This is a genomic window from Streptomyces sp. NPDC048106, from assembly GCF_040706415.1.
Classification (GTDB): domain Bacteria; phylum Actinomycetota; class Actinomycetes; order Streptomycetales; family Streptomycetaceae; genus Streptomyces.
Map to the genome: position 1 here is coordinate 16,994 of NZ_JBEZND010000027.1, position 25,891 is coordinate 42,884.

The 25,891-nt window shown below is 72.3% G+C and carries 21 protein-coding genes and 2 tRNA genes; 19 read left to right on the plus strand and 4 right to left on the minus strand.

Annotation, left to right across the window (positions count from 1 at the left end):
• Window positions 1–89 precede the first annotated feature (89 nt).
• From rsfS to AB0927_RS25400, 10 genes are all read left to right on the plus strand, one after another.
• The gene (rsfS, locus tag AB0927_RS25355; RefSeq protein WP_366670001.1) at window positions 90–533 is read left to right on the plus strand and encodes a ribosome silencing factor; all 444 of its coding nucleotides are present in this window, start codon (window positions 90–92) and stop codon (window positions 531–533) included.
• Window positions 533–1,201, plus strand: a complete 669-nt coding sequence (locus AB0927_RS25360) for a histidine phosphatase family protein (protein WP_366670002.1) — start codon at window positions 533–535, stop codon at window positions 1,199–1,201. The genes rsfS and AB0927_RS25360 overlap by 1 nt, the downstream gene beginning before the upstream one ends.
• Before the next feature lie 97 nt (window positions 1,202–1,298).
• Window positions 1,299–1,371, plus strand: a tRNA-Ala gene (locus tag AB0927_RS25365).
• Between the two features lie 170 nt (window positions 1,372–1,541).
• Window positions 1,542–1,775 (plus strand): hypothetical protein, encoded by a 234-nt coding sequence (locus AB0927_RS25370; protein ID WP_037655034.1) that lies wholly within the window; start codon window positions 1,542–1,544, stop codon window positions 1,773–1,775.
• 122 nt (window positions 1,776–1,897) lie between these two features.
• Window positions 1,898–1,970, plus strand: a tRNA-Ala gene (locus AB0927_RS25375).
• A gap of 250 nt (window positions 1,971–2,220) precedes the next feature.
• Window positions 2,221–5,100 carry a leucine--tRNA ligase gene (leuS, locus tag AB0927_RS25380; protein WP_366670003.1) on the plus strand — a complete coding sequence of 960 codons (2,880 nt, stop codon included), beginning with the start codon at window positions 2,221–2,223 and terminating at the stop codon, window positions 5,098–5,100.
• Between the two features lie 127 nt (window positions 5,101–5,227).
• The gene (locus AB0927_RS25385; protein WP_366670004.1) at window positions 5,228–5,884 is read left to right on the plus strand and encodes a hypothetical protein; all 657 of its coding nucleotides are present in this window, start codon (window positions 5,228–5,230) and stop codon (window positions 5,882–5,884) included.
• Between the two features lie 104 nt (window positions 5,885–5,988).
• Window positions 5,989–6,834 carry a DegV family protein gene (locus AB0927_RS25390; RefSeq protein ID WP_366670005.1) on the plus strand — a complete coding sequence of 282 codons (846 nt, stop codon included), beginning with the start codon at window positions 5,989–5,991 and terminating at the stop codon, window positions 6,832–6,834.
• A gap of 140 nt (window positions 6,835–6,974) precedes the next feature.
• Entirely contained in the window at window positions 6,975–7,922 is a 948-nt protein-coding gene (locus AB0927_RS25395; RefSeq protein ID WP_366670006.1) for a ComEA family DNA-binding protein, read from the plus strand.
• A complete protein-coding gene (locus AB0927_RS25400; RefSeq protein WP_366670007.1) occupies window positions 7,919–10,633 on the plus strand; it encodes a ComEC/Rec2 family competence protein in 2,715 nt (904 codons plus the stop codon). The genes AB0927_RS25395 and AB0927_RS25400 overlap by 4 nt, the downstream gene beginning before the upstream one ends.
• Window positions 10,634–10,651: 18 nt before the next feature.
• On the opposite strand, the gene AB0927_RS25405 is transcribed toward AB0927_RS25400, so the two are convergent.
• Complete coding sequence (locus tag AB0927_RS25405) at window positions 10,652–11,146, minus strand: DUF3761 domain-containing protein (RefSeq protein ID WP_366670008.1); 495 nt, start codon at window positions 11,144–11,146, stop codon at window positions 10,652–10,654.
• A 254-nt stretch (window positions 11,147–11,400) separates the two neighbouring features.
• Here AB0927_RS25405 and AB0927_RS25410 point away from each other — a divergent pair, with 254 nt between their 5' ends.
• The 3 genes from AB0927_RS25410 (at window position 11,401) to holA (ending at window position 13,631) form a co-directional block, all read left to right on the plus strand.
• Complete coding sequence (locus tag AB0927_RS25410) at window positions 11,401–12,291, plus strand: YceI family protein (RefSeq protein WP_366670079.1); 891 nt, start codon at window positions 11,401–11,403, stop codon at window positions 12,289–12,291.
• A 41-nt stretch (window positions 12,292–12,332) separates the two neighbouring features.
• On the plus strand, window positions 12,333–12,578 hold the full coding sequence (locus tag AB0927_RS25415; RefSeq protein WP_366670009.1) for a hypothetical protein: 246 nt from the start codon (window positions 12,333–12,335) through the stop codon (window positions 12,576–12,578).
• Window positions 12,579–12,641: 63 nt separating this feature from the next.
• Window positions 12,642–13,631 carry a DNA polymerase III subunit delta gene (holA, locus tag AB0927_RS25420; protein WP_366670010.1) on the plus strand — a complete coding sequence of 330 codons (990 nt, stop codon included), beginning with the start codon at window positions 12,642–12,644 and terminating at the stop codon, window positions 13,629–13,631.
• 336 nt (window positions 13,632–13,967) lie between these two features.
• On the opposite strand, the gene rpsT is transcribed toward holA, so the two are convergent.
• Complete coding sequence (gene rpsT, locus AB0927_RS25425) at window positions 13,968–14,234, minus strand: 30S ribosomal protein S20 (RefSeq protein WP_366670011.1); 267 nt, start codon at window positions 14,232–14,234, stop codon at window positions 13,968–13,970.
• Between the two features lie 227 nt (window positions 14,235–14,461).
• Between rpsT and lepA the strand changes: the two genes are divergently transcribed.
• From lepA to hemW, 4 genes are all read left to right on the plus strand, one after another.
• The gene (lepA, locus tag AB0927_RS25430) at window positions 14,462–16,336 is read left to right on the plus strand and encodes a translation elongation factor 4 (RefSeq protein WP_366670012.1); all 1,875 of its coding nucleotides are present in this window, start codon (window positions 14,462–14,464) and stop codon (window positions 16,334–16,336) included.
• Between the two features lie 283 nt (window positions 16,337–16,619).
• Entirely contained in the window at window positions 16,620–18,497 is a 1,878-nt protein-coding gene (locus AB0927_RS25435; protein WP_366670013.1) for an AMP-dependent synthetase/ligase, read from the plus strand.
• Between the two features lie 160 nt (window positions 18,498–18,657).
• A complete protein-coding gene (locus AB0927_RS25440) occupies window positions 18,658–20,454 on the plus strand; it encodes a SpoIIE family protein phosphatase (protein WP_366670080.1) in 1,797 nt (598 codons plus the stop codon).
• Window positions 20,455–20,521: 67 nt separating this feature from the next.
• Window positions 20,522–21,754, plus strand: a complete 1,233-nt coding sequence (gene hemW / locus AB0927_RS25445; RefSeq protein WP_366670014.1) for a radical SAM family heme chaperone HemW — start codon at window positions 20,522–20,524, stop codon at window positions 21,752–21,754.
• Here hemW and AB0927_RS25450 read toward each other — a convergent pair whose 3' ends face one another.
• Together AB0927_RS25450 and AB0927_RS25455 are read right to left on the minus strand one after the other, a co-directional pair.
• Window positions 21,755–22,552, minus strand: coding sequence for a DUF3097 domain-containing protein (locus tag AB0927_RS25450; RefSeq protein ID WP_366670015.1), 798 nt, complete (start codon window positions 22,550–22,552; stop codon window positions 21,755–21,757).
• A 211-nt stretch (window positions 22,553–22,763) separates the two neighbouring features.
• The gene (locus AB0927_RS25455; RefSeq protein WP_366670016.1) at window positions 22,764–23,486 is read right to left on the minus strand and encodes an MBL fold metallo-hydrolase; all 723 of its coding nucleotides are present in this window, start codon (window positions 23,484–23,486) and stop codon (window positions 22,764–22,766) included.
• A 168-nt stretch (window positions 23,487–23,654) separates the two neighbouring features.
• Here AB0927_RS25455 and hrcA point away from each other — a divergent pair, with 168 nt between their 5' ends.
• On the plus strand, window positions 23,655–24,671 hold the full coding sequence (gene hrcA / locus AB0927_RS25460; RefSeq protein ID WP_366670017.1) for a heat-inducible transcriptional repressor HrcA: 1,017 nt from the start codon (window positions 23,655–23,657) through the stop codon (window positions 24,669–24,671).
• The gene (dnaJ, locus tag AB0927_RS25465) at window positions 24,672–25,808 is read left to right on the plus strand and encodes a molecular chaperone DnaJ (protein ID WP_366670018.1); all 1,137 of its coding nucleotides are present in this window, start codon (window positions 24,672–24,674) and stop codon (window positions 25,806–25,808) included.
• Window positions 25,809–25,891 lie beyond the last annotated feature (83 nt).

Below are 25,891 nucleotides of genomic sequence, written 5' to 3' on the forward strand. Positions count from 1 at the left end.
GCCCCGCGCGATGCCTTTTATCGCGTGGGGCGCCCCCGGCGGTCCGTGAGACCCTTGAGGCTCAGTGCCCGCCGACGGAAAGCCACGCAGTGACCGCCACCGATCGTTCCCTTGAGCTCATCAACACCGCCGCCCAGGCGGCTGCCGACAAGCTCGCCCATGACGTCATCGCCTACGACGTCAGCGACGTCCTGTCGATCACGGACGCCTTCCTGCTCGCGTCCGCGCCGAACGACCGCCAGGTCAAGGCCATCGTCGACGAGATCGAGGAGCGCCTCCAGAAGGAACTCGGCGCCAAGCCGGTACGCCGCGAGGGCGACCGCGAGGCCCGCTGGGTGCTGCTCGACTACGTCGACATCGTCGTCCACGTCCAGCACAGCGAGGAGCGCGTCTTCTACGCCCTGGAGCGGCTGTGGAAGGACTGCCCCGAGATCGAGCTGCCCGCCGACGCCAAGGCCACCCGTGGCAAGGGCGAGGAGCACGCCAAGCTGCAGACGGCCGAAGCCGACGGGGAGTCGGACGGGGAGTGGTGATGAGCGCCACGGGTGAGGTGACCGACCGCAAGGACCGGGGCCGCCGCGTCATCCTGTGGCGGCACGGCCAGACCGCGTGGAACGTGGAGCGCCGCTTCCAGGGCAGCACGGACGTGCCGCTGACCGAGACCGGCGTCGGCCAGGCCCGCCGCGCCGCCCGGCTGCTCGCCTCCCTGCGCCCCGACGCGATCGTCTCCTCGGATCTGACGCGGGCCGCGGACACGGCCGCCGAGCTGTCCGCCCTCACCGGCCTCGACGTCACCCGCGAGGAGGGCCTGCGCGAGACCTACGCGGGCGTCTGGCAGGGGCTGACGCACGAGGAGATCATCGCCCGCCACGGCGATCAGTACGCCGCCTGGAAGCGCGGCGAGGCGGTCCGCCGGGGCGGGGGCGAACTGGAGACCGAGGTCGCCGACCGCGCCGCGCCCGTCGTCCTGCGGCACGTGGAGAAGCTGCCCGTGGACGGCACCCTGGTGGTCGTCAGCCACGGCGGCACCATCCGCACCACCATCGGCCGGCTGCTCGGCCTCCAGGCCGCGCACTGGGAGAGCCTCGGCGGCCTCTCCAACTGCTGCTGGTCCGTGCTCGGCGAAGGCGCGCGCGGCTGGCGCCTGCTGGAGCACAACGCCGGCACCCTCCCCGAGCCCGTCCTCGGCGACGACACCTGAGCCCGTCGCTGCGCCGCACACCCCGGATTTCACTTTCTGGCAGGTCACAGGCTAAAGTTCTTCTTGTTCGCCCCGCCGAGCGGGAAGAACACAGCAAGGGGCTATAGCTCAGTTGGTAGAGCGCCTGCATGGCATGCAGGAGGTCAGGAGTTCAATTCTCCTTAGCTCCACAGGAGGAAGATCCCGTCCCCGTCAGGGGGGCGGGATCTTCCGTTTGTCCTGACTGTTTGACCTGGCAGTCCCGTGTTCGGACCGGTGTCAAGGCGTCGCTGACCGTGTCGGCCCCGCCGTGGCAGAATCAAACGGCCGGAAGGGGGCGCGGCCCGACGGGAGCTGATCGATGGGTGCACACAGGCGGAAGTGCGACTGGTGCGGCAGCGGTACGCCCATCGTCCGCGACATGGAGCCGGTCAACGCCGACTACCAGTACTGGTGCGAGGAATGCGCGCGGGCGCTGATCATAAAAGGCGACCCCATCGAGACGTACCGGGAGCTGGAGGGCGAGCCGATCTACGGCCGTCTCCTGGAAGAGCACTGCACCCTCAAGAGGTTCTACTCCTTCGTCGCCGCCTGAGTGGATCATCGTTAAATCGGACATTCGCGACTAAATAGTCGTAACGGAAACCGATTTGGCGCTCCAGCTCGGGACCTGTAATGTTTACGACGTCGCCGGGGGAACCGGGCGAAACGAAACAAGGGGCTATAGCTCAGTTGGTAGAGCGCCTGCATGGCATGCAGGAGGTCAGGAGTTCAATTCTCCTTAGCTCCACAGAAATCGAGGGCGGATCATCCGGAAGGATGGTTCGCCCTCGATCCGTTCGTGCCCCGCTTCCCCGCTCGCGCGACGCCTGCGGTACCCTAGGCGCCATGCGTGCCGTACGCCTTCTGCTTAGCGGGCCGCGCTGATCAGTACCGACCCCGGTGGTACCCGTGAGGTCGGCATCGGCGCGGCGTCCCCTCCTGTGTGAGGGGATTTTTCATTTCTGCAGGCAGAGACGATCGATGGAGCTTTGAGGATCATGAGCGAGACGAACCCCGCTGCCGCCGCGACTCCGGCGGAAGCCGCCCCGTACCGCTACACGGCCGCCATGGCAGCCGAGATCGAGGCACGCTGGCAGGACTTCTGGGACGAAGACGGCACCTACGCGGCGGCCAACCCCAAGGGTGACCTGGCGGGCGACGCCGAGCTGGCCGCCAAGCCCAAGAAGTTCATCATGGACATGTTCCCGTACCCCTCCGGTGCGGGCCTGCACGTCGGCCACCCGCTGGGCTACATCGCCACCGACGTCTACGCCCGGTTCCAGCGCATGACCGGCCACAACGTCCTGCACACCCTGGGCTTCGACGCCTTCGGCCTGCCCGCCGAGCAGTACGCCGTGCAGACCGGCACGCACCCGCGCGTGTCCACCGAGGCCAACATGGAGAACATGAAGGCCCAGCTGCGCCGGCTGGGCCTGGGCCACGACAAGCGCCGGTCCTTCGCCACGATCGACCCGGACTACTACAAGTGGACCCAGTGGATCTTCCTGCAGATCTTCAACTCCTGGTACGACGACGAGGCCCGCAAGGCCCGCCCGATCGCCGAGCTGATCGCCCAGTTCGAGACCGGTGAGCGCGCGATCGCGGGCACCACGCGTGGCTGGAACGAACTGAGTGCCGCCGAGCGCGCCGACGTCCTGGGCGAGTACCGCCTGGCCTACGCCTCCGACGCGCCGGTCAACTGGTGCCCCGGCCTGGGCACCGTGCTGGCCAACGAGGAGGTCACCGCCGACGGCCGCTCCGAGCGCGGCAACTTCCCCGTCTTCAAGGCCAAGCTGCGCCAGTGGAACATGCGCATCACCGCCTACGCGGACCGCCTGCTGGAGGACCTGGAGGAGCTGGACTGGCCCGAGGCCATCAAGCTGCAGCAGCGCAACTGGATCGGCCGCAGCGAGGGCGCCCGCGTCGACTTCCCGATCGACGGCGAGCACATCACGGTCTTCACCACCCGCCCGGACACCCTGTTCGGTGCCACCTACATGGTGCTGGCGCCCGAGCACCCCCTGGTCGACAAGTTCACCCCCGGGGCCTGGCCCGAGGGCACCCACGAGGTGTGGACCGGCGGCCACGCCACCCCCGCCGAGGCCGTCGCCGCCTACCGCGCGCAGGCCGCCGCCAAGTCCGACGTCGAGCGCCAGGCCGAGGCCAAGGACAAGACCGGCGTCTTCACCGGCGCGTTCGCCGTCAACCCGGTCAACGGCGAGCGGGTCCCCGTCTTCATCGCCGACTACGTCCTGATGGGCTACGGCACCGGCGCGATCATGGCCGTACCGGCGCACGACACCCGCGACTTCGCCTTCGCGCGCGCCTTCGAGCTGCCCATGCGCTGCGTGGTCGAGCCGACCGACGACCGCGGCACCGACACCGCCGGCTGGGACGACGCGTTCGCCTCGTACGACGCGAAGATCGTCAACTCGGCCGGCGAGGGCATCACCCTGGACGGCCTGGGCGTCGTCGAGGCCAAGGCGCGCGTCACCGAGTGGCTGGAGCGCAAGGGCCTGGGCCGGGGCACCGTCAACTTCCGCCTGCGCGACTGGCTGTTCAGCCGCCAGCGCTACTGGGGCGAGCCCTTCCCGATCGTCTACGACGAGGACGGCATCGCCCACCCGCTGCCCGAGTCGATGCTGCCGCTGGAGCTGCCCGAGGTCGAGGACTACAGCCCGCGCACCTTCGACCCGGACGACGCCGACACCCAGCCCGAGACCCCCCTGTCGCGCAACGACGAGTGGGTCCACGTCACCCTGGACCTGGGCGACGGGCCGAAGAAGTACCGCCGCGAGACCAACACCATGCCCAACTGGGCCGGTTCCTGCTGGTACGAGTTCCGCTACCTGGACCCGCACAACGACCGGCAGATGGTCGACCCGGAGATCGAGCGGTACTGGATGGGCCCGCGCGAGGGCCGGCCGCACGGCGGTGTCGACCTGTACGTGGGCGGCGCCGAGCACGCCGTGCTGCACCTGCTGTACGCCCGCTTCTGGTCCAAGGTCCTGTTCGACCTGGGGCACGTCTCCTCCGCGGAGCCGTTCCACAAGCTGTTCAACCAGGGCATGATCCAGGCCTACGTCTACCGCGACAGCCGGGGCATCGCCGTGCCGGCCGCCGAGGTGGAGGAGCGCGACGACGCGTACTACTACCAGGGCGAGAAGGTCAGCCGCCTGCTGGGCAAGATGGGCAAGTCCCTGAAGAACGCGGTGACCCCGGACGAGATCGCCGCCGAGTACGGCGCCGACACCCTGCGCCTGTACGAGATGGCCATGGGCCCGCTGGACGTCTCCCGCCCCTGGGACACGCGCGCGGTCGTCGGCCAGTTCCGGCTGTTGCAGCGGCTGTGGCGCAACGTCGTGGACGAGAACACCGGCGAGGTGACCGTGGTGGACGCGGCGCCCGACGAGGACACGCTGCGCGTCCTGCACAAGGCGATCGACGGGGTGCGCCAGGACCTGGAGGGCCTGCGCTTCAACACCGCCATCGCCAAGGTCACCGAGCTGAACAACCACCTGACCAAGGCCGGCGCGGCCCTGCCGAGGTCGGTGGCCGAGCCGCTGGTGCTGATGGTCGCCCCGCTGGCCCCGCACGTCGCCGAGGAGCTGTGGCGCCGCCTGGGCCACTCCGACTCGGTCGTCCACCAGGACTTCCCGGTCGCCGACCCGCGGTACGTGGTGGACGAGACCGTGACCTGCGTCGTCCAGATCAAGGGCAAGGTCAAGGCCCGCCTGGAGGTGCCGCCGGGCATCTCCGAGGAGGAGCTGGAGAAGGTGGCGCTGGCCGACGAGAAGGTCGTCGCGGCGCTGGACGGCGCGGCCATCCGCAAGGTGATCGTGCGTGCGCCGAAGCTGGTGAACATCGTTCCGGCGTAACGGCGACGCCTCTCGGGGTACTCCCCTACGGGCAGGTTCGGGGTTTTTCTGGAACCCCGGACCTGCCCGTTGCGTTTACCGTTGAGGAGTGCCGCGACGCGCGGCGCACCGTCCGAGGAGGAGCGTCGTGGAAGCAGTGATCATCGTCATCGCCCTGCTCTTCCTGGCCTTCGTCGCCCTGGGCGCGTACGCCACTATCAAGGTGGTGAGCGCCGCCAAGCGCGGCGTGGACCGCACCATCGTCCAGGCCCGGCGCACCGTCGAGGACCACACGCTGCGCGCCAAGTCCCTTGCCCACGTGGGCCCGGCCGCCGAGCTGGCCCAGCTGCGGCTCACCCTGCGCACCTCCATGCGCGCCACCCAGGACGCGCTGCAAGCGGGCGCGGCCGAGGACGAGTCGCTGAAGGAGTCCCTGGGCCTCTTCGAGCGCCTCAGCGCGCACGGACACGAGCTGGACGACGACCTCAAGCGCCTGGAGTCCGAGCCCGACCGCGCCACGCTCGCCGCCCGGCTGCCCGAGCTGCGCGCCCGCACCGAGCGCGTCACCAAGTCCGCCGACGCCCTGCGCTGGGCCGTCCGCGACCGCGCCCGCCGCTTCGCCGACGACGATCTCGGCGCCCTCAGCGCCCAGATCGACATGGAGGCCGACGCCCTGCGCCACTGGACCCGGCCCGGGGCCCCCGAGGAGCCGGCCCCGAGGCCCGCGCCCCACTCCCTCACCCCGCCCACGCCGCGCCCCTCCTACCCCTGGCAGAAGACCCCGCGTCCCGAAAGCACCACCTGACCGCCACCCGACCACCACGCGTCCCGGGCTTGAGCGCGCCGCCCGGGGGCACACGCCAGGGGCCGGGCTGCCGCGCGTGCGCCCCGGCGGGTAACCTCCAGCTCATGTCCCGCCATGTCGCCATCGTCACCGATTCCACGGCCTACTTGCCGCCCCGGACGATGGAGCGGCACGACATCACCGCGGTGCCCCTGACCGTGGTCCTCGGCGACCAGGCGCTCGAAGAGGGCACCGAGATCTCCACCCGCGCCCTGGCCCAGGCCCTGCAGAAGCGGCGCCCCGTCACCACCTCGCGCCCCAGCCCCCAGGTGTTCGCGGAGACCTACCGCAGAGTCGCCGAGTCCGGCGCGCGCGGCATCGTCTCCCTGCACTTGTCCGGCGAGCTGTCCGGCACGTACGACGCGGCCGTCGTCGCGGCCCGGGAAGCGCCGGTGCCCGTGCGGGTGGTGGACACCGGGATGGTCGCGATGGCCCTCGGCTTCTGTGCCCTCGCCGCGGCCGGGGCGGCGGAGGCGGGCGGCACCGTGGACGACGCCGTCACCGCCGCCGAGAAGCGGGCCGCCGGCACCTCCGCCTACTTCTACGTCGACACCCTCGACTATCTGCGCCGCGGCGGCCGCATCGGCGCCGCCCAGGCCCTGCTCGGCTCCGCCCTCGCGGTCAAACCCCTGCTCCAACTCGACGGCGGCCGCATCGAACTGCTGGAAAAGGTCCGCACGGCGTCCAAGGCGATCGCGCGCCTGGAGGAGATCGCCGCGGAGCGCGCGGGCGGCGCCGAGGTGGACATCGCCGTCCATCACCTGGCCGCTCCCGAGCGCGCGGCAGCGCTCGCCGACCGGCTGCGGGAGCGGGTGCCGGGACTGGGAGAACTACACGTCAGCGAGGTGGGGGCGGTGATCGGGGCGCACACCGGGCCGGGGCTGCTGGGGGCGGTGGTCTCGCCTCGGTGAGGCGGGGTGAGGACTGGGGGCTCGTAGTGGGGTCGTTGAGGGTCACCCACACGAGTGCGGGAGTTATCCACAACTCATCGGGATTCCCCGGGTATTGACCAAGATCATCGCGAAGTCGCGGGATGTCCGATCCTCGTCCCATGGCACTCCGATCACGTTCCCGCACCGTCATTCCGGCCAGCGGCCCCGGCCGTGGCCCCGCCTCCGACGTCCGCACGCGGCATCGCGCGAGCGAGCACCGGCGGATCCGTCACCGCGGGCCCGCGCCCGCGGAGGATCTGCGACGCCGGGCGGAACTCCTCTTCGGCGAACAGGCCGTGCAGCGGCGGGAGTCGGGTAAGGCGCCGCCGGACGCGAGCGTGCCCGGACCGGTGCTGCCGCCGGAGCCCGCCGATCCGGTGCCCCCGGACTGGCGGGAGCGGGCCGGGATGGCGTTGCGGGAGCGGCTGCCGGTGTGGTTGCAGTCGCGGTGCGGGGTGGAGCGACGGGGGACCGTGGCGCTTGCCGTGCTGCTGGTGGTCGCCGCCTTGTTCGCCGTGCAGCACTTCCGGGCGGGCCGGCCCGAGTCGGTGAGCGCGCCCCGCGTGGTGCGCGCGCAGGCGACGTACGCGAAGGCGCCGCCGCCCGGCGCGGGCGGTGGCGGGGAGGGCGCTCCGGCTCCGGGCGGGGAGATCGTGGTGGACATCGGCGGCAAGGTCCGCGATCCGGGAGTCCGCCGGCTCCCCGCGGGTTCCCGGGTGGCCGACGCGTTACGGGCGGCGGGCGGTGTCCGGCCGGGCGTGAACACCGACGGCCTCAACAGGGCCCGCTTCCTGGTCGACGGCGAGCAGGTGCTCGTCGGCGATCAAACGGCCGCCGGAGCACCCGCGGGCGCGGCCGCCCCCACCGGCCCGGCCGCGCCGGTCTCCCTCAACACGGCCACCGAGGACCAGCTCGACACCCTGCCGGGAGTCGGCCCCGTGCTGGCCCGCCACATCATCGACTACCGCACCCGGCACGGCGGTTTCCGCTCGGTGGACGACCTGCGCCAGGTCAACGGCATCGGCGACCGCCGCTTCACCGACCTCCGCGATCTGGTACGGCCATGAGCACCGGCTTCCCCCACGGCTCCGAGCCCGGCCCGGAGCCCGACCCCGAGGCCGGACCCGAGCCGGGCCCCCTGGACCTGCGCTTGGTGCCACCCGCCCTCGTGGCCTGGGCCACGGCGGCGCTGACACTGGACGCCCCGGCCGCCCGGACCGGGTGGATCGTGGCCCTCTCCCTGCTCGGCGGGATCGCCCTGCTGGGCGCGCGCCGGGCCGGCCGGGCCCCGGAGCGGCCGGACGGGCGGCCCGGCTGGGCACGGGCCTCGCTCGCCGCGGTGCTCCTCTGCGTCGCCGCGTCGGCCACGTCCGCGGGGCTCCAGGGCGCGGACGTACGAAGCGGACCGGTACCCGCACTTGCCCGGCGCTCCGCCACCGTGACCGCCGACATCGAGCTGACCGGTGACCCCTGGCTGAGCAGACCCCGGGTGCGCGGGGACCACACGGCTCCGGTGGCGGTGCTGGTCCGGGCGGAGGTGAGGCGCGTCGAGGAGAGTGACGGGAGGAGTACGCGGACCCGGGCGCCTGTCCTGGTGGTGGTCGAGGGAGATGCGCCGGGGCCTGAAGGAGACACCGGAACGCCGTCTGCGCACGGGGCTCCGGGCGGACCTGACGGGCCGCCGCCGTGGGCCGGGGCCTTGGCGGCGCCGGGCCGGCCGGGCGCGGTGTCCGGGGTTTCCCTCGCCGGAGATTCCGGGGCGCGGGACCGGGCGGTGACGGCGGCGGAGGTCTCCCGGGCGCGGGCCGGGCAGGCAGCCTGGCTTCGGCTGCTGCCGTCCACGCGGTTGCGGGTGGGCGGGCGGCTGGTGCCCGCCCTTGCCGGGGGCGATCGGACGGCGGCCGTGCTCAGGGTGCGGGGGCTGCCCGGCGCGAGGATCACGGCGGGGCCGAGCGGGACGCAGCGGCTGGCGGGGCGGCTGCGGGACGGGCTCCGCGCGGCGAGCGATGGACTGCCCGCGGACGCGCGGGCGTTGCTGCCCGGCCTGGTCGTCGGGGACACCTCACGGATCACGCCCGAGCTGGAGGACGCCTTCAAGGCGACCGACCTGACCCACACCCTCGCGGTCTCCGGCAGCAACCTCACGGTGCTGCTCGCCCTGCTCATCGGCCCGCCGGGACTGGCCCGGCTGACCGAACGCCGGGGCCTGGCCCCGCGCCTGGGGCTCTCCCTGCGGTCGACCGCCCTGCTCGCGGGGGCGCTCACGCTGGGATTCGTGATCGTGTGCCGGCCCGATCCCAGCGTGCTGCGGGCCGCCGCCTGCGGAGCGATCGCGCTGCTCGCCCTGGCCACGGGGCGCCGCAGATCCCTCGTCCCGGCCCTGGCCACGGCCGTACTGCTGCTGGTGCTGTACGACCCGTGGCTGGCCCGGAGCTACGGCTTCCTGCTCTCCGTGCTGGCCACCGGCGCGCTGCTGACGCTGGCACCGGGCTGGAGCGAAGGGCTGCGCCGGCACCGGGTGCCGCCGAGGCTCGCCGAGGCGCTGGGCGCGGCCGCCGCGGCGCAGGTGGTGTGCGCGCCGGTCGTGGCGGTGCTGTCGGCCCGGGTGAGCCTGGTGGCGGTGCCCTGCAATCTGCTGGCCGAGGCGGCGGTGGCGCCCGCGACCGTGCTGGGGTTCGCCGCGCTGGCGACCGCACCGGTGGCGATGCCTCTGGCCAAGGCCCTGGCGTGGGGCGCGAGTTGGCCGACCGGGTGGATCGCCGGGGTGGCCAGGGCCGGGGCCGCGCTGCCCGGCGCGGGAGTGGACTGGCCGGGAGGTCGGCCGGGGGCGCTGCTGCTCGCGGCGGTCACGGTGGCCGTCGTCCTGGCCGGGCGGCGGCTGGTGCGGCATCCGTGGTGGTGCGGGCTGTTCGGGGCGCTGCTCCTGCTGGCGGTCGTGCGCCCCGCGCCGCTGACCCGGGTGCTCACGGGCTGGCCGCCGCCGGGTTGGCGGTTCGCGATGTGCGATGTCGGGCAGGGCGACGCGACCGTGCTGGCCGCGGGCGCCGGAACCGGGGTGGTCGTGGACGCCGGACCCGATCCGGCCCCGGTGGACCGCTGCCTCCGGCAGTTGGGCATCACCCGCGTCCCCCTCCTCGTGCTGACCCACTTCCACGCCGACCATGTGGCGGGGCTGACCGGTGTGCTGCGGGGGCGCGAGGTGGCCGCGATCGAGACGACGGGGTTCGAAGAGCCCGGACAGGAGGCGGAGTTCGTCAGAAAGGAGGCGGCCGCACGGCACATCCCGGTCACCCGGGCCGTGGCGGGCGAGGAGCGGCGCGCCGGGTCACTGTCCTGGCGGGTGCTGTGGCCACCCCCGGACACGTCGGTCACCGGGCCCGGCTTCGACGGTCCCAACGACGCCAGTGTGACGCTGCTGGTCCGCACGGGCGGGCTGCGGTTGCTGCTGCTGGGAGACCTCGAACCACCGGACCAGCAGGCGCTGTTGCGGTCTCCGGAGGCGGCCGGGCTGGCCGGTGTGGATGTGCTGAAGGTGGCCCATCACGGGTCGGCCTACCAGGACCCGGAGTTGATACGGCTCGTGGCTCCCCGGGTGGCGCTCATCTCCTGTGGCACGGGGAACCCGTACGGCCATCCGGCCCCGTCGACGGTGGCCGCGTTGCGGTCCGGTGGCGCGCTGGTGCTGCGGACCGACCGGGACGGGGCGCTCGCGGTCGGCGGGACACCGGGGGCCGCGAGCGGGGACAGGGAGGTGAAGGTGGCGCGGGAGAGGGCCTAGCGGTGGAAGTGAGCGGGCCTAGCGGTAGAAGACGGCCACGCCGCCGTGGTGCGAGCAGGCGCCCTGGTGGTGGGCGGCGTAGGAGTAGGTGCCGTCGTTGCAGCGAGCGGTGGCGCCGTTGCCTGCGCCGGTGGAGCCCCCGCCGCCCGAGGAGCCGGAGCCCCCGCTGCCCGAGGAGCTTTTGCCGCTCCCCGAACCGGCGGACGGCGCGTGCGCGGTGACGGTCACCTTCACCTTCACCGTCTTCGTCGCCGTCACCGTCGGCGCGGGCTCGGGAGCCGCGGTCTCCGTGGCGGTGGCGGTGGCGGTTGCCGTGACCGTGGCGGTCGGCTGCACCTTGGCGGCCGTCGGCTTGGCGTCGGTCCCGTTGTCCTGGCCGCCGGCACCGGCTCCGATGCCGAGGAGGAAGGCGAGCCCGATCGTGGGCAGTACGAACCGCTTGCGCGCCCACTTGGGAGCCGTCCGCGTGGGCGGCTGCGGCGGCATCGGCGGCATGGCGTACGGGTTGGTCATGTGTCCCCCCAGGGAGCGTCGGAGGTAAGACCGTAACTTCAGATGTGATGTTCATGTGAAGTTTTCGTGAGGAAGCCGCTTGTTCGTGATGTGTAAGGGGTGATGAGAAAGAGGCGCTGGGCCGCCAATGCGGGTGGTTCCGGCGCATGCGTCGCATTGCAGTGATGTGGACCCGTGTTGCCGCGAAAGCCGCATCGTGTGATCGAATGGATCTTCGGCAGCAGAAGATGTCGAGGCGTACGGGGGTGGCGTGGATGTTCGGCCGCTGGCTGGGTAACCGGGCGAACGGGGTGCGACCGGCGAGCCCTCTGGGCGCGGTTCCGATACCGCCCGGTGCGGGGGTGTTCGGCTGCCGGGTGGTGGATCCGGTCGATCAGCCGGTCGCGGGGGCCGAGTTCTCGGTCAGCGACACCATGGGCCGCAAGGTGGTGACCGGGGGGACGGGTCCGTACGGGACCTTCCTGGCGACCGTGCCGGCCGGGGAGTATCGGCTCGCGGTGTCGGCCGAGGGGTACACGCCCTACCGGGCCACCGCGCGGGTCGAGGAGGGTGCCCTCGCCTCGCTGGGCGATGTCACCCTTCAGGTCGCCCCGCCGCCGGAGCCGCCGACGCCGGGCGAGTGGGAGCTCGACCCCGCGCACTCCTCGATCGGCTTCACCGCGCGGCACATCGGGCTGGCCAGGATCCACGGGCGGTTCAACTCCTTCGCGGGGGCGGTGCGGATCGCCGAGCGGATCGAGCACTCGGCGATGCACGTGGTGATCGACGCGGCGTCCATCGACACCGGGGTGCGGATGCGCGACGACCATCTGCGCTCGGGTGACTTCCTGGACGTACGGCGGTTTCCGACGCTGGAGTTCTACGGCGACCGGCTCACGCACCGGGGCGGCAGCCGGTGGTCGGTCACCGGCGCGCTGTCGCTGCACGGGGTGACCCGCACGGTGACGCTCGACACCGAGTACCTCGGGATGGGCAACGGCATCGAGGGCGAGACGCGGGTCGCCTGCCGGGCCACCACCGAGCTGCACCGGGACGACTTCACGGTCAGCTGGCAGTCGATGCTGGCCCGGGGTATCGCGGCGGTGGGGCCGAGCATCCGCGTCGACCTGGACGTGCAGCTCGTGCCGAAGGGGGCCAGGGGCTGACCTGGCGGTTCGGGCTTTGGGGCATGCCGGAGAATGGCGGCGTGAGCGATGTGAGACATGTGCTGGTGCTGCCCGACCGGGACGCGGCGCAGGAGGCGGCCGAGGCGCTCGGCGAGCGGTTCGGCCTCGACGAGGATCCCCGGGTGCTCCGGGACGCCCTGGCCGGCGAGGACGACGCCGAGGACGCCCAGTGGCTGGTCGTACTGGCCGACGAGCAGGAGCTGCTGGACCCCCGGGAGCTGGACGCGTTCGCGGGGGAGTGGGAGGGGTGGCGCGAGGAGCCGTGACCCGGCGGGAGCCGGCCCTCGGGGGCCGGGGCGTTGTCGGTGGCGCGTGGGATGCTTGGTGCGATGGCCAGGAAGACTGCGAATGACGACGTTCTCGCCCCGGTGACCCTCGCCGTGGGCCAGGAGGACCTGCTGCTGGACCGTGCCGTGCGCGCGGTGGTGAGCGCCGCGCGTGCCGCCGACGCGGACACGGACGTCCGGGACCTGACCCCGGACCAGGTGCAGCCCGGCACGCTCGCCGAGCTGACCAGCCCCTCGCTGTTCGCCGAGCGCAAGGTCGTCGTCGTACGCGACGCGCAGGATCTGTCGGCCGACACCGTCAAGGACGTGAAGGCGTACCTCGGCTCGCCCGCCGAGGAGATCACGCTGGTGCTGCTGCACGCGGGCGGCGCCAAGGGCAAGGGCCTGCTGGACGCCGCGCGCAAGGCGGGGGCGCGGGAGGTGGCCTGCCCGAAGATGACCAAGCCGGCGGACCGGCTGGCGTTCGTGCGGGGGGAGTTCCGCACGGCGGGGCGCTCGGCGACGCCGGAGGCGTGCCAGGCGCTGTGCGACGCGATCGGCAGTGATCTGCGGGAGCTGGCGTCCGCCGTGGCGCAGTTGGTCGCGGACATCGAGGGCACGATCGACGAGGCCGTCGTCGGCCGGTACTACACCGGGCGGGCCGAGGCCTCCAGCTTCACGGTCGCGGACCGGGCGGTGGAGGGGCGTACGGCGGAGGCGCTGGAGGCGCTGCGGTGGTCGCTGGCGACGGGGGTGGCCCCGGTGCTGATCACGAGCGCGCTGGCGCAGGCGGTGCGGGCGATCGGGAAGCTGTCGTCCGCGCGGGGTGGCCGGCCGGCCGATCTCGCGCGGGAGCTGGGGATGCCGCCCTGGAAGATCGATCGGGTGCGGCAGCAGATGCGGGGATGGACGCCGGACGGTGTCTCGGTGGCGATGCGCGCCGTCGCGGAGGCGGACGCGGGGGTGAAGGGCGGGGGCGACGACCCCGAGTACGCGTTGGAGAAGGCCGTGGTGGTGATCGCCCGAGCCGCCCGCTCCCGCGGCCGGGGATAGCGGAGGAGAAGATGACGTCGTCGGCGAGGTAGAGGGCGGCGCTGGAGACGGCGGCGCCGACAGCGGCGACTGGTTGAACTTCGGGTCCACCGATCGGTGGACCCCGCCCGGCACGGGCTCCCTCCCCGGTCCGCGCAGGGAACGCCCCCGGGCATGCCGAAGGGCCTCGGTGCCTCGCCCTGGGGAAGGGAGAGGCACCGAGGCCCTTGGGTCACGCTGCTGAAGCCTCACCCGCGTGGCGAACGCAGGCCGCGTGAGGCTTCGGGGCTGCCGGTCGGGAGCGGATGAGAGAGGGCCCGCTCTGAGTCTTTCCGGCGGTCAGATCAAAGGGGAAGTTCAGCCCTTGATGGACGCGACCTTGGAAGCAAGCGCCGACTTCTTGTTGGCGGCCTGGTTCTTGTGGATGACGCCCTTGGAGACGGCCTTGTCGAGCGCACGCGCGGCGGCGCGCTGCAGCTCGGTGGCCTTCTGGGTGTCACCCGAGGCAGCGGCCTCACGGGCCTTGCGGATCGCGGTCTTCAGGGAGGACTTGACGGCCTTGTTGCGCTGCCGAGCCTTCTCGTTGGTCTTGATCCGCTTGATCTGGGACTTGATGTTCGCCACGAAGGAGCCTTTTCAGGTTCAGGCACGGGGCCGCACGGGACCCGGGCCGGTGATCCAAAATTTCTCTGATCGCGCCTCGGGCCGAGAGGGCATGAGGCACAGCCATCTACAGTACCAGTGGCCCTGCGAGCGGCCCAAAACGCCCTTCGGTCCCTCCGCGTGGGACCATGGAGGCTACGTATCGATCCGACCCGAGGCATAAGGCGCCTCAAGAGACAGGACCCTGCGTGCCCGCGACCCCTAACCATGTGCCCGAGCCGAGCCGTACCGCCCCGGCGCTGATCCGCAATTTCTGCATCATCGCGCACATCGACCACGGCAAGTCCACGCTCGCCGACCGGATGCTCCAGCTGACCGGTGTGGTCGAGCAGCGGCAGATGCGTGCTCAGTACCTCGACCGGATGGACATCGAGCGCGAGCGCGGCATCACGATCAAGTCCCAGGCGGTGCGTCTGCCCTGGGCCCCGACCGAGGGCCCCGACCAGGGCACGACGCACATCCTCAACATGATCGACACCCCGGGGCACGTCGACTTCACCTATGAGGTCTCGCGGTCGCTGGCCGCCTGCGAGGGAACCATCCTCCTCGTCGACGCCGCCCAGGGCATCGAGGCCCAGACCCTCGCCAACCTCTACCTGGCGATGGAGAACGACCTCACGATCATCCCGGTGCTCAACAAGATCGACCTGCCGGCCGCCCAGCCGGAGAAGTTCGCCGAGGAACTGGCGAACCTGGTCGGCTGCGAGCCGGACGACGTGCTCAAGGTCTCCGCGAAGACGGGTCTCGGTGTCGAGGCGCTGCTCGACAAGGTCGTCAAGGAGATCCCGGCCCCGGTCGGCGTCGCCGACGCCCCCGCCCGCGCGATGATCTTCGACTCGGTCTACGACTCCTACCGCGGTGTCGTGACGTACGTCCGTGTCATCGACGGCCAGCTCAACCGGCGCGAGCGCATCAGGATGATGTCGACCGGCGCGACCCACGAGCTGCTGGAGATCGGCGTCAGCTCGCCCGAGATGCTCCCGGCCGACGGCCTGGGCGTCGGCGAGGTGGGCTATCTGATCACCGGTGTGAAGGACGTCCGCCAGTCCAAGGTCGGTGACACCGTCACCAGCCAGCACAAGGGCGCCACCGACGCGCTCGGCGGCTACAAGGACCCCAAGCCGATGGTGTTCTCGGGCCTGTACCCGCTGGACGGCTCCGACTACCCCGAGCTACGCGAGGCCCTGGACAAGCTCCAGCTCAACGACGCCGCCCTGGTCTACGAGCCGGAGACCTCCGCCGCCCTCGGCTTCGGCTTCCGCGTCGGCTTCCTCGGCCTGCTGCACCTCGACGTGATCCGGGAGCGCCTGGAGCGCGAGTTCGGCCTCGACCTGATCGCCACCGCCCCGAACGTGGTCTACCGCGTGATCATGGAGGACGGCACCGAGACCGTCGTCACCAACCCGAGCGAGTTCCCCGAGGGCAAGATCGACGAGGTCTTCGAGCCGGTCGTGCGGGCCACCATCCTCGCGCCCACCGAGTTCATCGGCGCGATCATGGAGCTGTGCCAGACCCGGCGCGGCACCCTGCTCGGCATGGACTACCTCTCCGAGGACCGCGTCGAGATCCGCTACACCCTGCCGCTCGCGGAGATCGTCTTCGACTTCTTCGACCAGCTGAAGTCCAAGACCCGCGGCTACGCCTCGCTCGACTACGAGCCCACCGGCGAGCAGTCCAGCAGCCTGGTCAAGGTCGACATCCTGCTGCACGGCGACAAGGTGGACGCCTTCTCGGCGATCACCCACAAGGACCAGGCGTACGGGTACGGCGTGCGGCTCGTCGCCAAGCTCAAGGAGCTGATCCCGCGGCAGAACTTCGAGGTGCCGGTGCAGGCCGCCATCGGCTCCCGGGTCATCGCCCGCGAGACCATCCGCGCCATCCGCAAGGACGTCCTCGCCAAGTGCTACGGCGGCGACATCTCCCGTAAGCGCAAGCTGCTGGAGAAGCAGAAGGAAGGCAAGAAGCGGATGAAGATGGTGGGTTCGGTGGAGGTTCCGCAGGAGGCGTTCATCGCCGTCCTCTCCAGCGATGACAGCGCGGGGTCGGCCAAGGGCAAGAAGTAACCGGGGGCGGCAGCCGGTCGCGTCCGCGAAACGGACATCAGGGGGCCCGTCGTGCGAAAGCGCGGCGGGCCCCCGTGCGTCGGTGCCGTCACTCCGTGTCGACCCCGGGGAGACCGTGCGGTGAAAGAGAGAGGACGAAGCCCCTTACGCAGCGGGCGGTCGCGCCTTACTCTGATGCCTGCTCGATAGTTACTCGCGAGTTAAACAAGAGCGCGAACCCCACCGTGAGTGATCCCAGCCGCACCGAGTACCAACCGCGCCGTCGCGGGCCCCGGAGGATGTCGTGAGCGACACACAGACCCAGATCGAGAACCGTCCGCCGTCCGTCGCGGCCCTCTTCCTTGAGCGCGTGGCGGCCACACCGGACGCCGAGGCCTACCGCTACCCGGTGCCTCCCGCCTCCGGCCAGGGCCCGGACGACTGGAAGTCGCTGAGCTGGGCCGAGTCGGCCGACCGGGTATACGCGATCGCGGCCGGACTCGCCGAGCTGGGCATCGAGCCGGAGCAGCGGGTGGCGCTCGCCGCCGCGACCCGCGTCGAGTGGATCCTCGCCGACCTCGGCATCCTGTGCGCCGGCGGCGCCACCACCACGATCTACCCGCAGACCAACGCCGACGAGTCCGCGTTCATCCTCGCCGACTCCGAGAGCCGGGTGCTGATCGCCGAGAACGCGGCCCAGGTCGCCAAGGCGGTCGAGAAGCGCGCCGAACTGCCCGAGCTGATCAAGGTCGTCGTCATCGACCCGGCCGGCGTGGCGGAGGACGACGACTGGGTGATCACCCTCGCCGAGCTGGAGCGGCGCGGCACCGCCTACCTGGAGCAGCACCCGCAGCTGATCAAGGAGCGGGTCGGCGCGCTCACCAAGGACCAGCTCGCCACCCTCATCTACACCTCCGGCACCACCGGCCGCCCCAAGGGCGTACGGCTGCCGCACGACAACTGGTCGTACATGGCCAAGGCCATCGCGGCCACCGGGCTGCTCGGCCCCGACGACGTGCAGTACCTGTGGCTGCCGCTCGCGCACGTCTTCGGCAAGGTGCTCACCTCGGGCCAGATCGAGACCGGCCACATCACCGCCGTGGACGGCCGCGTCGACAAGATCATCGAGAACCTTCCGGTGGTGCAGCCGACGTACATGGCCGCCGTGCCGCGCATCTTCGAGAAGGTCTACAACGGCGTCGCGGCCAAGGCCCGCGAGGGCGGCGCGGCCAAGTACAAGATCTTCCAGTGGGCGGCCGAGGTCGCCCGCGAGTACGCCAGGACCGAGCAGGACAACTTCCGGCACACCGGCAACCGCAGCGTGCCCTTCGGCCTCGCGGCCCGGCACAAGGTCGCCGACACCCTCGTCTACGCCAAGATCCGCGAGGCCTTCGGCGGCAGACTGCGCGCCTGCGTCTCCGGCTCCGCCGCGCTCGCGCCCGAGATCGGCTACTTCTTCGCCGGCGCCGGCATCCACGTCCTGGAGGGCTACGGCCTCACCGAGTCCTCCGCGGCGTCCTTCGTGAACCCCGGGGAGGCGTACCGCACCGGCACGGTCGGCAAGCCGCTGCCCGGCACGGAGGTGCGCATCGCCGACGACGGCGAGATCCTGCTGCGCGGCCCCGGCATCATGCAGGGCTACCACAAGCTGCCCGACAAGACCGCCGAGGTCCTGGAGTCCGACGGCTGGTTCCACACCGGCGACATCGGCGAACTCTCGCCCGACGGGTACCTGCGCATCACCGACCGCAAGAAGGACCTCATCAAGACCTCCGGCGGCAAGTACGTCGCCCCGGCCGAGGTCGAGGGCCAGTTCAAGGCGGTCTGCCCCTACGTCTCCAACATCCTCGTGCACGGCGCCGACCGGAACTACTGCACCGCCCTCATCGCCCTGGACGAGATCGCGCTCGCGGAGTGGGCGAAGGAGAACGGCCTGGGCGGCAAGCCCTACGCCGAGATCGTCGCGGCGCCGCAGACGGTGGAGATGGTCGACGGGTACGTGCGGGAGCTCAACGCCGGCCTTCAGCGCTGGCAGACCATCAAGAAGTTCCGGCTGCTGCCGCGGGACCTCGACGTGGAGCACGGGGAGATCACGCCGAGCCTGAAGCTGAAGCGGCCGGTGGTGGAGCGGGAGTACAAGGAGCTGATCGACGAGATGTACGCCGGAGCGCGCGAGAAGTGACGGGGGAGCGGTAGGGGCGCCCCGCGCCCCTTTCCGGCCACCGGCGCTCGAAAAGTTCCCTCTTCCGATGCCGTCCTAGCACGCTTCTCGGCCATGCGTGGCCACTTCGGTGACTTCCCGCTTATGCGCGACCCCTGTCTGTCACCCTGGCCGCATGGACATGGCGGCCATACCCACGCAGCGGGAGACGGTGAGCCGGACACGCGGGAGCCACGCGCTGCCCGGCGGTCCGCTCGCGCCGGGCTCCGCGCGGGCCCTGGTGCGGGACGCGCTGGCCGAGGCGCCCGTGGCGCCCCGGCTCGTCGACGACGCCATGGCGGTCGTCAGCGAGCTGGTCACCAACGCCGTGGTGCACGCGGGCACCGAGATATCCCTCGACTGGTACCTGGACGACAACGGCGCGTTCGTGGTCGAGGTCGGGGACCGGCACCCGGCCCGGCCGCCGCGGGACGCGACCGCGGGCGAGCCGTCGTACGACATCCCGGAGTACGGCCGCGGCCTGCGCCTGGTCGGGGCGCTCGCCGAGTCCTGGGGGGTCACCTACCGCACCGGCGCCAAGTCGGTGTGGGCCAGGCTGCCCGCGGGCGGCAGCGAGCCGCCGGCCCCTCCCGGGGCGCAGGACCCGCTGGAGGTCGCCGAGGACCTGGCCCCCCAGTCGCAGCGCGCGGACAGCGACCGGGACTGGCTCGGCCGGGGCGCGCTGTCCTTCCTCGCCGAGGCCTCCGACCTGCTCGCGGGCCAGCTCGACGAGAACCTGGTCACGGCCCTCGCCGGCCAGTTGATCGTGCCCCGGCTCGCCGACTGGTGCGCGGTGTGGCTGGAGGACGAGGCGTCCGCGCGCGGCGGGTCCTACGAGGGCCCCGCCCGGGTCTGGCACGCCAGCGAGAACCGCATCGAGGACCTGCGCCTCGCCCTGGAGAAGGAGCCGCCGCTCGCCGGGGACGCCGCCGGTCTCGGACCCGAGGCGTACCCCTGGCCCGGGGACGCGCTGGGCGCCCACGGCGCGGACGGTACGGCGCTGGCGTACCGGCTGGTCGCGGGCGGCCGGCCGCTGGGCACGCTGGTCATCGGGCGGTGCGGGCTCGAACGCTTCCCCGACGAGATCACCGGCCTGGTCGAGGACCTGGGCCGCCGGGTGGCCCTCGCCATCGGCGCGGCCCGGCAGTACGCCCGCCAGGCCACCATCAGCGCCGTGCTCCAGCGCGGTCTGCTGCCCGGCGCGGTCGCCGAGATCCCCGGGATGACCAGCGCCCTGGTCTACGAACCCTGCGACAAGAACGGCCCCAGCGGCGACTTCTACGACCTCTTCCCGGCGGGCGACGGCCGCTGGTGCTTCGCGATCGGCGACGTGCAGGGCAAGGGCCCGGAGGCGGCGGTCGTGATCGGCCTCGCCCGGCCCTGGCTGCGGCTGCTGGCCCGCGAGGGGTACCGGGTCGCCGACGTCCTCGACCGGCTCAACCAGCTCCTCCTGGACGACGCCACGGAGGCCGCGGACGCCGCCGCGCGCGCCCTGGTCGCCGTGGACGGCCGCGGGGAAGGCCCGCAGACACGCTTCCTGTCCCTGCTCTACGGCGAACTCACCCCGCACGACGGCGGGGTCCGCTGCACCCTCGCCTCGGCCGGGCACCCGCTGCCGCTCGTCCTCGGCCCCGACGGCACCGTGCGCACCGCCGCCCGCCCCCAGACGCTGCTCGGCGTGGTCGAGGACGAGACCTACACCAGCGAGACCCTCGACCTGGGGCCCGGCGACAGCCTGCTGTGCGTCACCGACGGGGTGACCGAGCGGCGCTGCGGCTCCCGCCAGTTCGACGACGCCGACGGCCTCGCCACCGCCCTCGCCTCCTGCGCCGGCCTCACCGCCGAGGAGATCGCGGAGCGGATCAGTCACCTCGTCCACACCTTCGGCGAGGCCCCACCGGAGGACGACCTGGCCCTGCTGGTGCTCCAGGCGGAGTGACGGCGCGGCACCACGGTCCTCGGGCTCGACGGCCGGGGTACCGGCGGCGGTGCTGGACAATGGGCGTATGCCTTCCGCACTCCCCGACGGTGAGCCCGTACCCGACGACGGCGCGCTGCCCGCGCACGCGCTCGACGGGGCGGCGGAGCGTCCGCTCGGTTTCTACCTGCACGTCCCGTACTGCGCGACCCGCTGCGGGTACTGCGACTTCAACACCTACACCGCGACCGAGCTGCGCGGCACCGGCGGGGTGCTGGCCTCCCGCGACAACTACGCGGACACCCTCGTCGACGAGGTCCGGCTCGCCCGCAAGGTGCTCGGCGACGACCCGCGCCCGGTGCGCACGGTGTTCGTCGGCGGCGGCACGCCCACGCTGCTGGCCGCCGACGACCTCGTACGGATGCTGGGAGCGATCCGCGACGAGTTCGGGCTCGCCCCGGACGCCGAGGTCACCACGGAGGCGAACCCCGAGTCGGTCGACCCGGCCTACCTCGCGACGCTCCGCGCGGGCGGCTTCAACCGGATCTCCTTCGGGATGCAGAGCGCCCGGCAGCACGTGCTGCGGATCCTCGACCGCACCCACACCCCCGGCCGGCCCGAGGCATGCGTGGCGGAGGCCCGCGCGGCGGGCTTCGCGCACGTGAACCTCGACCTGATCTACGGCACCCCGGGCGAGAGCGACGACGACTGGCGGGCCTCCCTCGACGCCGCGATCGGCGCCGGCCCCGACCACGTCAGCGCCTACGCGCTCATCGTGGAGGAGGGCACCCAGCTCGCGCGCCGGATCCGCCGGGGCGAGATCCCGATGACCGACGACGACGTGCACGCCGACCGCTACCTGATCGCCGAGGAGACCCTCTCCGCCGCGGGCTTCTCCTGGTACGAGGTCTCCAACTGGGCCACCTCCGAGGCGGGCCGCTGCCTGCACAACGAGCTGTACTGGCGGGGCGCCGACTGGTGGGGCGCGGGCCCCGGCGCCCACTCCCACGTGGGCGGCGTCCGCTGGTGGAACGTGAAACACCCCGGCGCCTACGCCGCCGCCCTCGCCTCCGGCCGCTCCCCGGGCGCGGGCCGCGAGGTGCTGTCCGCCGAGGACCGCCGCGTCGAACGCGTCCTGCTGGAACTGCGCCTGAGCGAGGGCGTGCCCCTGTCCCTCCTGAAGGACCAGGGCCTCGCCGCCTCCCGCCGCGCCCTGGCGGACGGCCTGCTGCGACCCGGCCCGTACGACGAGGGCCGCGCCGTCCTCACCCTGCGGGGACGGCTGCTGGCGGACGCCGTGGTCCGGGACCTGGTGGACTGATCAGGCGCCCGTGACGAAGTCGATCAGCTCCTCCACCCGCCCCAGCAGCTCGGGCTCCAGGTCCTTGTAGGAGGTCACGCGCCTCAGGATCGCCTGCCACACCGCGCCGGTGTTGTCCGCGGGCCAGCCGAGCGCCCGGCACACGCCCGTCTTCCAGTCCTGGCCCCTGGGCACCTCCGGCCATCCGGCGATGCCAAGCGACGCCGGTTTCACCGCCGCCCAGATGTCGATGTACGGGTGGCCGACCACGAGGGCGTGCTCGCTCGTCACCGACTGGGCGATGCGCCATTCCTTGCTGCCCGGCACGAGGTGGTCCACGAGGATCCCGAGGCGGGCGTCGGGGCCGGGGGCGAAGTCGGCGACGATCGAGGGGAGGTGGTCCACGCCCTCCAGGTACTCCACGACGACACCCTCGACGCGCAGGTCGTCGCCCCAGACCTTCTCGACCAGTTCGGCGTCGTGCCGGCCCTCGACGTAGATGCGGCCGGCGCGGGCCACGCGGGCGCGGGCGCCGGGCACGGCGACGGAGCCGGACGCGGTGCGGGCGGGGCGCGCCGGGCCGGACGAGGGCCGTACGAGGGTCACCACCCGGCCCTCCAGGAGGAAGCCGCGGGGCTCCAGGGGGAACACCCGGTGCTTGCCGAAGCGGTCCTCCAGGGTCACCGTGCCCGCCTCGCAGCGGATCACCGCCCCGCAGAACCCGGTGCCGGGCTCCTCCACGACCAGCCCCGGCTCGGCGGGCACCTCCGGCACCGGCTGCGGCTTCTTCCACGGCGGGGTCAGGTCGGGCGAGTACACGCGGGGGCGCGGGCCCCGAGGGCCCTCGTTGGAAGGGCCGTGGTGGGAGACGGGCAGAGGGGGGTGCGGGTCCGAAGGGCCCTCGTTGGAAGGGCGGTGGTGGGAGACGGGCAGAGGGGGGTGCGGGTCCGAAGGGCCCTCGTTGGAAGGGCGGTGGTGGGAGACGGGCGGGCGCATTCGGATGACGATAGGAGAAGCGGCGGCGCGGCGCTCACGACACGCCGAAACGCGTGGCCAGCGCGTCCCGTTGGCGTCGTACGAAGGCCGCGTCGACCACCGCGCCGTGACCGGGCACGTACAGCGCGTCCTCGCCGCCCAGCGCCAGCAGCCGGTCCAGCGCGTCCGGCCAGCGCGACGGTACGGCGTCCGGGCCCGCCTGGGGTTCGCCGGACTCCTCCACCAGGTCGCCGCAGAACACCACCTCCGGATCGCCCGGTACCAGGACCACCAGGTCATGGGCCGTGTGGCCGGGGCCGACGTTGGCCAGCAGCACCTGGCGGCCCGCGCCCAGGTCCACGGTCCGCTCCCCGGAGACCAGGTGCTTCGGCGGCACCAGCGCCAGTGCCGCCTCGTCCGCATCCGCCGCCGGGAGCCCGTGGTGGACGGCGTCGTGGCGCAGCTCGTCCCGCCCGCGCAGGAACAGCGTGTCCGCCCCCACCGCCGCGTAGACCGCCGCCCCCGCGAACGCCGCCGTCCCGAAGACGTGGTCGAAATGCACGTGGGTCAGCGCGAGATGGGTCACACGCCCGCCCGCCAGCGCCTCCGCCGACGAGCGCAGCCGCGCCCCCTCCGCCAGGCTCGACCCGGCGTCCACCATCAGCGCCGCCCCGGCGCCCAGGACCAGCCCCGCCGTGCAGTCCCAGCCCGGCAGCCGGCACCGCCCGACCCCGGCGGTCAGCCGCTCCCAGCCCCGCTCTTCCCAAGTCACCGTCATACCGCGACGCTAGCCGGAGGGAGGCGGAAGGGGCACCGACCTTGCCGGGTGCGTACCCCACGGCCGTACACTGGGCCGGGGAACTCTGGCACTCGCATGCGAAGAGTGCCAGGACGGACACAAGAGGGCGGCCGAGGGGCCGGGAACACGTGCTGGAGGTGCGCGCGAATGCTGAGTGAACGCAGACTTCAGGTGCTGCGCGCCATCGTCCAGGACTATGTCGGCACCGAGGAGCCGGTCGGCTCCAAGGCCCTGACCGAGCGGCACAGCCTGGGCGTGTCCCCGGCGACCGTGCGCAACGACATGGCGGCCCTGGAGGACGAGGGGTACATCGCGCAGCCGCACACCAGTGCGGGGCGCATCCCCACCGACAAGGGCTACCGGCTGTTCGTCGACAAGCTCGCGGGCGTCAAGCCGATGACCGCGCCCGAGCGGCGAGCGATCCAGAACTTCCTGGACGGCGCCGTCGACCTGGACGACGTCGTGGCGCGCACGGTGCGGCTGCTCGCGCAGCTGACCCGCCAGGTCGCCGTCGTGCAGTACCCGTCCCTGACCCGGTCCACCGTGCGGCACGTGGAACTGCTCGCGCTCGCCCCGGCGCGCGTGATGCTCGTGCTGATCACGGACACCGGCCGGGTCGAGCAGCGGATGGTCGACTGCCCGGCGCCCTTCGGCGAGGCGTCCCTCGCGGACCTGCGCGCGCGGCTCAACAGCCGGGTCGCGGGCCGCCGGTTCGCGGACGTGCCGCAGCTGGTCGAGGACCTGCCGGACGCCTTCGAACACGAGGATCGCGGTACGGTCTCCACGGTGCTCTCCACCCTTCTGGAGACACTGGTCGAGGAGAACGAGGAGCGGCTGATGATCGGCGGCACCGCCAATCTCACCCGCTTCGGACACGACTTCCCCCTCACGATCCGGCCCGTCCTGGAGGCCCTTGAGGAGCAGGTCGTGCTCCTCAAGCTCCTCGGCGAGGCGAAGGATCCGGGCATGACCGTGCGCATCGGGCACGAGATCGCCCACGAAGGACTCAACTCAACCTCCGTGGTGTCGGTGGGCTACGGTTCGGGCGGCGAGGCGGTTGCCAAGCTCGGCGTGGTCGGACCGACCCGCATGGACTACCCGGGAACGATGGGAGCGGTACGCGCAGTGGCACGGTACGTCGGACAGATCCTGGCGGAGTCGTAAGTGGCCACGGACTATTACGCCGTTCTCGGCGTGCGCCGCGACGCGTCGCAGGATGAGATCAAGAAGGCGTTCCGGCGGCTCGCGCGCGAGCTGCACCCGGACGTCAACCCCGATCCGAAGACCCAGGAGCGGTTCAAGGAGATCAACGCCGCTTACGAAGTGCTGTCGGACCCGCAGAAGAAGCAGGTCTACGACCTCGGCGGGGATCCCCTCTCGCAGTCCGGCGGCGCCGGCGCGGGCGGCTTCGGGGCCGGTGGCTTCGGCAACTTCTCGGACATCATGGACGCGTTCTTCGGCACGGCGTCGCAGCGCGGGCCGCGCTCGCGCACCCGGCGCGGCCAGGACGCGATGATCCGGATCGAGGTGGAACTGGACGAGGCGGCCTTCGGGACGACCAAGGAGATCCAGGTCGACACCGCGATCGTCTGCAACACCTGCAACGGGGAGGGCGCGGCCCCGGGCACGTCCGCGCAGACGTGCGACATGTGCCGCGGCCGCGGTGAGGTCTCGCAGGTCACCCGGTCCTTCCTGGGCCAGGTCATGACCTCGCGGCCGTGCCCCCAGTGCCAGGGCTTCGGGACGGTCGTCCCCACGCCGTGCCCGGAGTGCGCCGGTGACGGACGGGTCCGCTCGCGTCGCACGCTGACCGTGAAGATCCCGGCCGGCGTCGACAACGGCACCCGGATCCAGCTCGCCGGCGAGGGCGAGGTCGGCCCCGGCGGCGGTCCGGCCGGTGACCTGTACGTCGAGATCCACGAGCTGCCGCACTCCACCTTCCAGCGGCGCGGCGACGACCTGCACTGCACCGTGACGATCCCGATGACGGCGGCGGCGCTCGGCACCAAGGTGCCGCTGGAGACGCTGGACGGCCTCGAAGAGGTCGACATCCGTCCCGGCACCCAGTCCGGGCAGTCGATCCCGCTGCACGGCCGGGGCGTCACGCATCTGCGGGGCGGCGGCCGGGGCGACCTGATCGTGCACGTCGAGGTGCAGACGCCGACGAAGCTGGATCCCGAGCAGGAGCGGTTGCTGCGCGAGCTGTCCAAGCTGCGCGGCGAGGAGCGGCCGCAGGGCCAGTTCCAGCCGGGCCAGCAGGGGTTGTTCTCGCGGCTGAAGGACGCGTTCAACGGGCGCTGACCGGGCGTGTAGCGGAATATGCCGCGGAATATGCCGGTGGAGACACCCGATTCGGACTTGTTCGGAGGACATGACACCATGCG

What these genes read in the sequence shown, in the direction of transcription:
- AB0927_RS25360 (WP_366670002.1), top strand. Translation starts at nt 533, where the DNA reads ATGAGCGCCACGGGTGAGGTGACCGACCGCAAGGACCGGGGCCGCCGC.
- AB0927_RS25370 (WP_037655034.1), top strand. Translation starts at nt 1,542, where the DNA reads ATGGGTGCACACAGGCGGAAGTGCGACTGGTGCGGCAGCGGTACGCCC.
- leuS (WP_366670003.1), top strand. Translation starts at nt 2,221, where the DNA reads ATGAGCGAGACGAACCCCGCTGCCGCCGCGACTCCGGCGGAAGCCGCC.
- AB0927_RS25390 (WP_366670005.1), top strand. Translation starts at nt 5,989, where the DNA reads ATGTCCCGCCATGTCGCCATCGTCACCGATTCCACGGCCTACTTGCCG.
- AB0927_RS25395 (WP_366670006.1), top strand. Translation starts at nt 6,975, where the DNA reads ATGGCACTCCGATCACGTTCCCGCACCGTCATTCCGGCCAGCGGCCCC.
- AB0927_RS25400 (WP_366670007.1), top strand. Translation starts at nt 7,919, where the DNA reads ATGAGCACCGGCTTCCCCCACGGCTCCGAGCCCGGCCCGGAGCCCGAC.
- AB0927_RS25405 (WP_366670008.1), bottom strand. Translation starts at nt 11,146, where the DNA reads ATGACCAACCCGTACGCCATGCCGCCGATGCCGCCGCAGCCGCCCACG.
- AB0927_RS25410 (WP_366670079.1), top strand. Translation starts at nt 11,401, where the DNA reads ATGTTCGGCCGCTGGCTGGGTAACCGGGCGAACGGGGTGCGACCGGCG.
- holA (WP_366670010.1), top strand. Translation starts at nt 12,642, where the DNA reads ATGGCCAGGAAGACTGCGAATGACGACGTTCTCGCCCCGGTGACCCTC.
- AB0927_RS25440 (WP_366670080.1), top strand. Translation starts at nt 18,658, where the DNA reads ATGGCGGCCATACCCACGCAGCGGGAGACGGTGAGCCGGACACGCGGG.
- hemW (WP_366670014.1), top strand. Translation starts at nt 20,522, where the DNA reads ATGCCTTCCGCACTCCCCGACGGTGAGCCCGTACCCGACGACGGCGCG.
- AB0927_RS25455 (WP_366670016.1), bottom strand. Translation starts at nt 23,486, where the DNA reads ATGACGGTGACTTGGGAAGAGCGGGGCTGGGAGCGGCTGACCGCCGGG.
- hrcA (WP_366670017.1), top strand. Translation starts at nt 23,655, where the DNA reads ATGCTGAGTGAACGCAGACTTCAGGTGCTGCGCGCCATCGTCCAGGAC.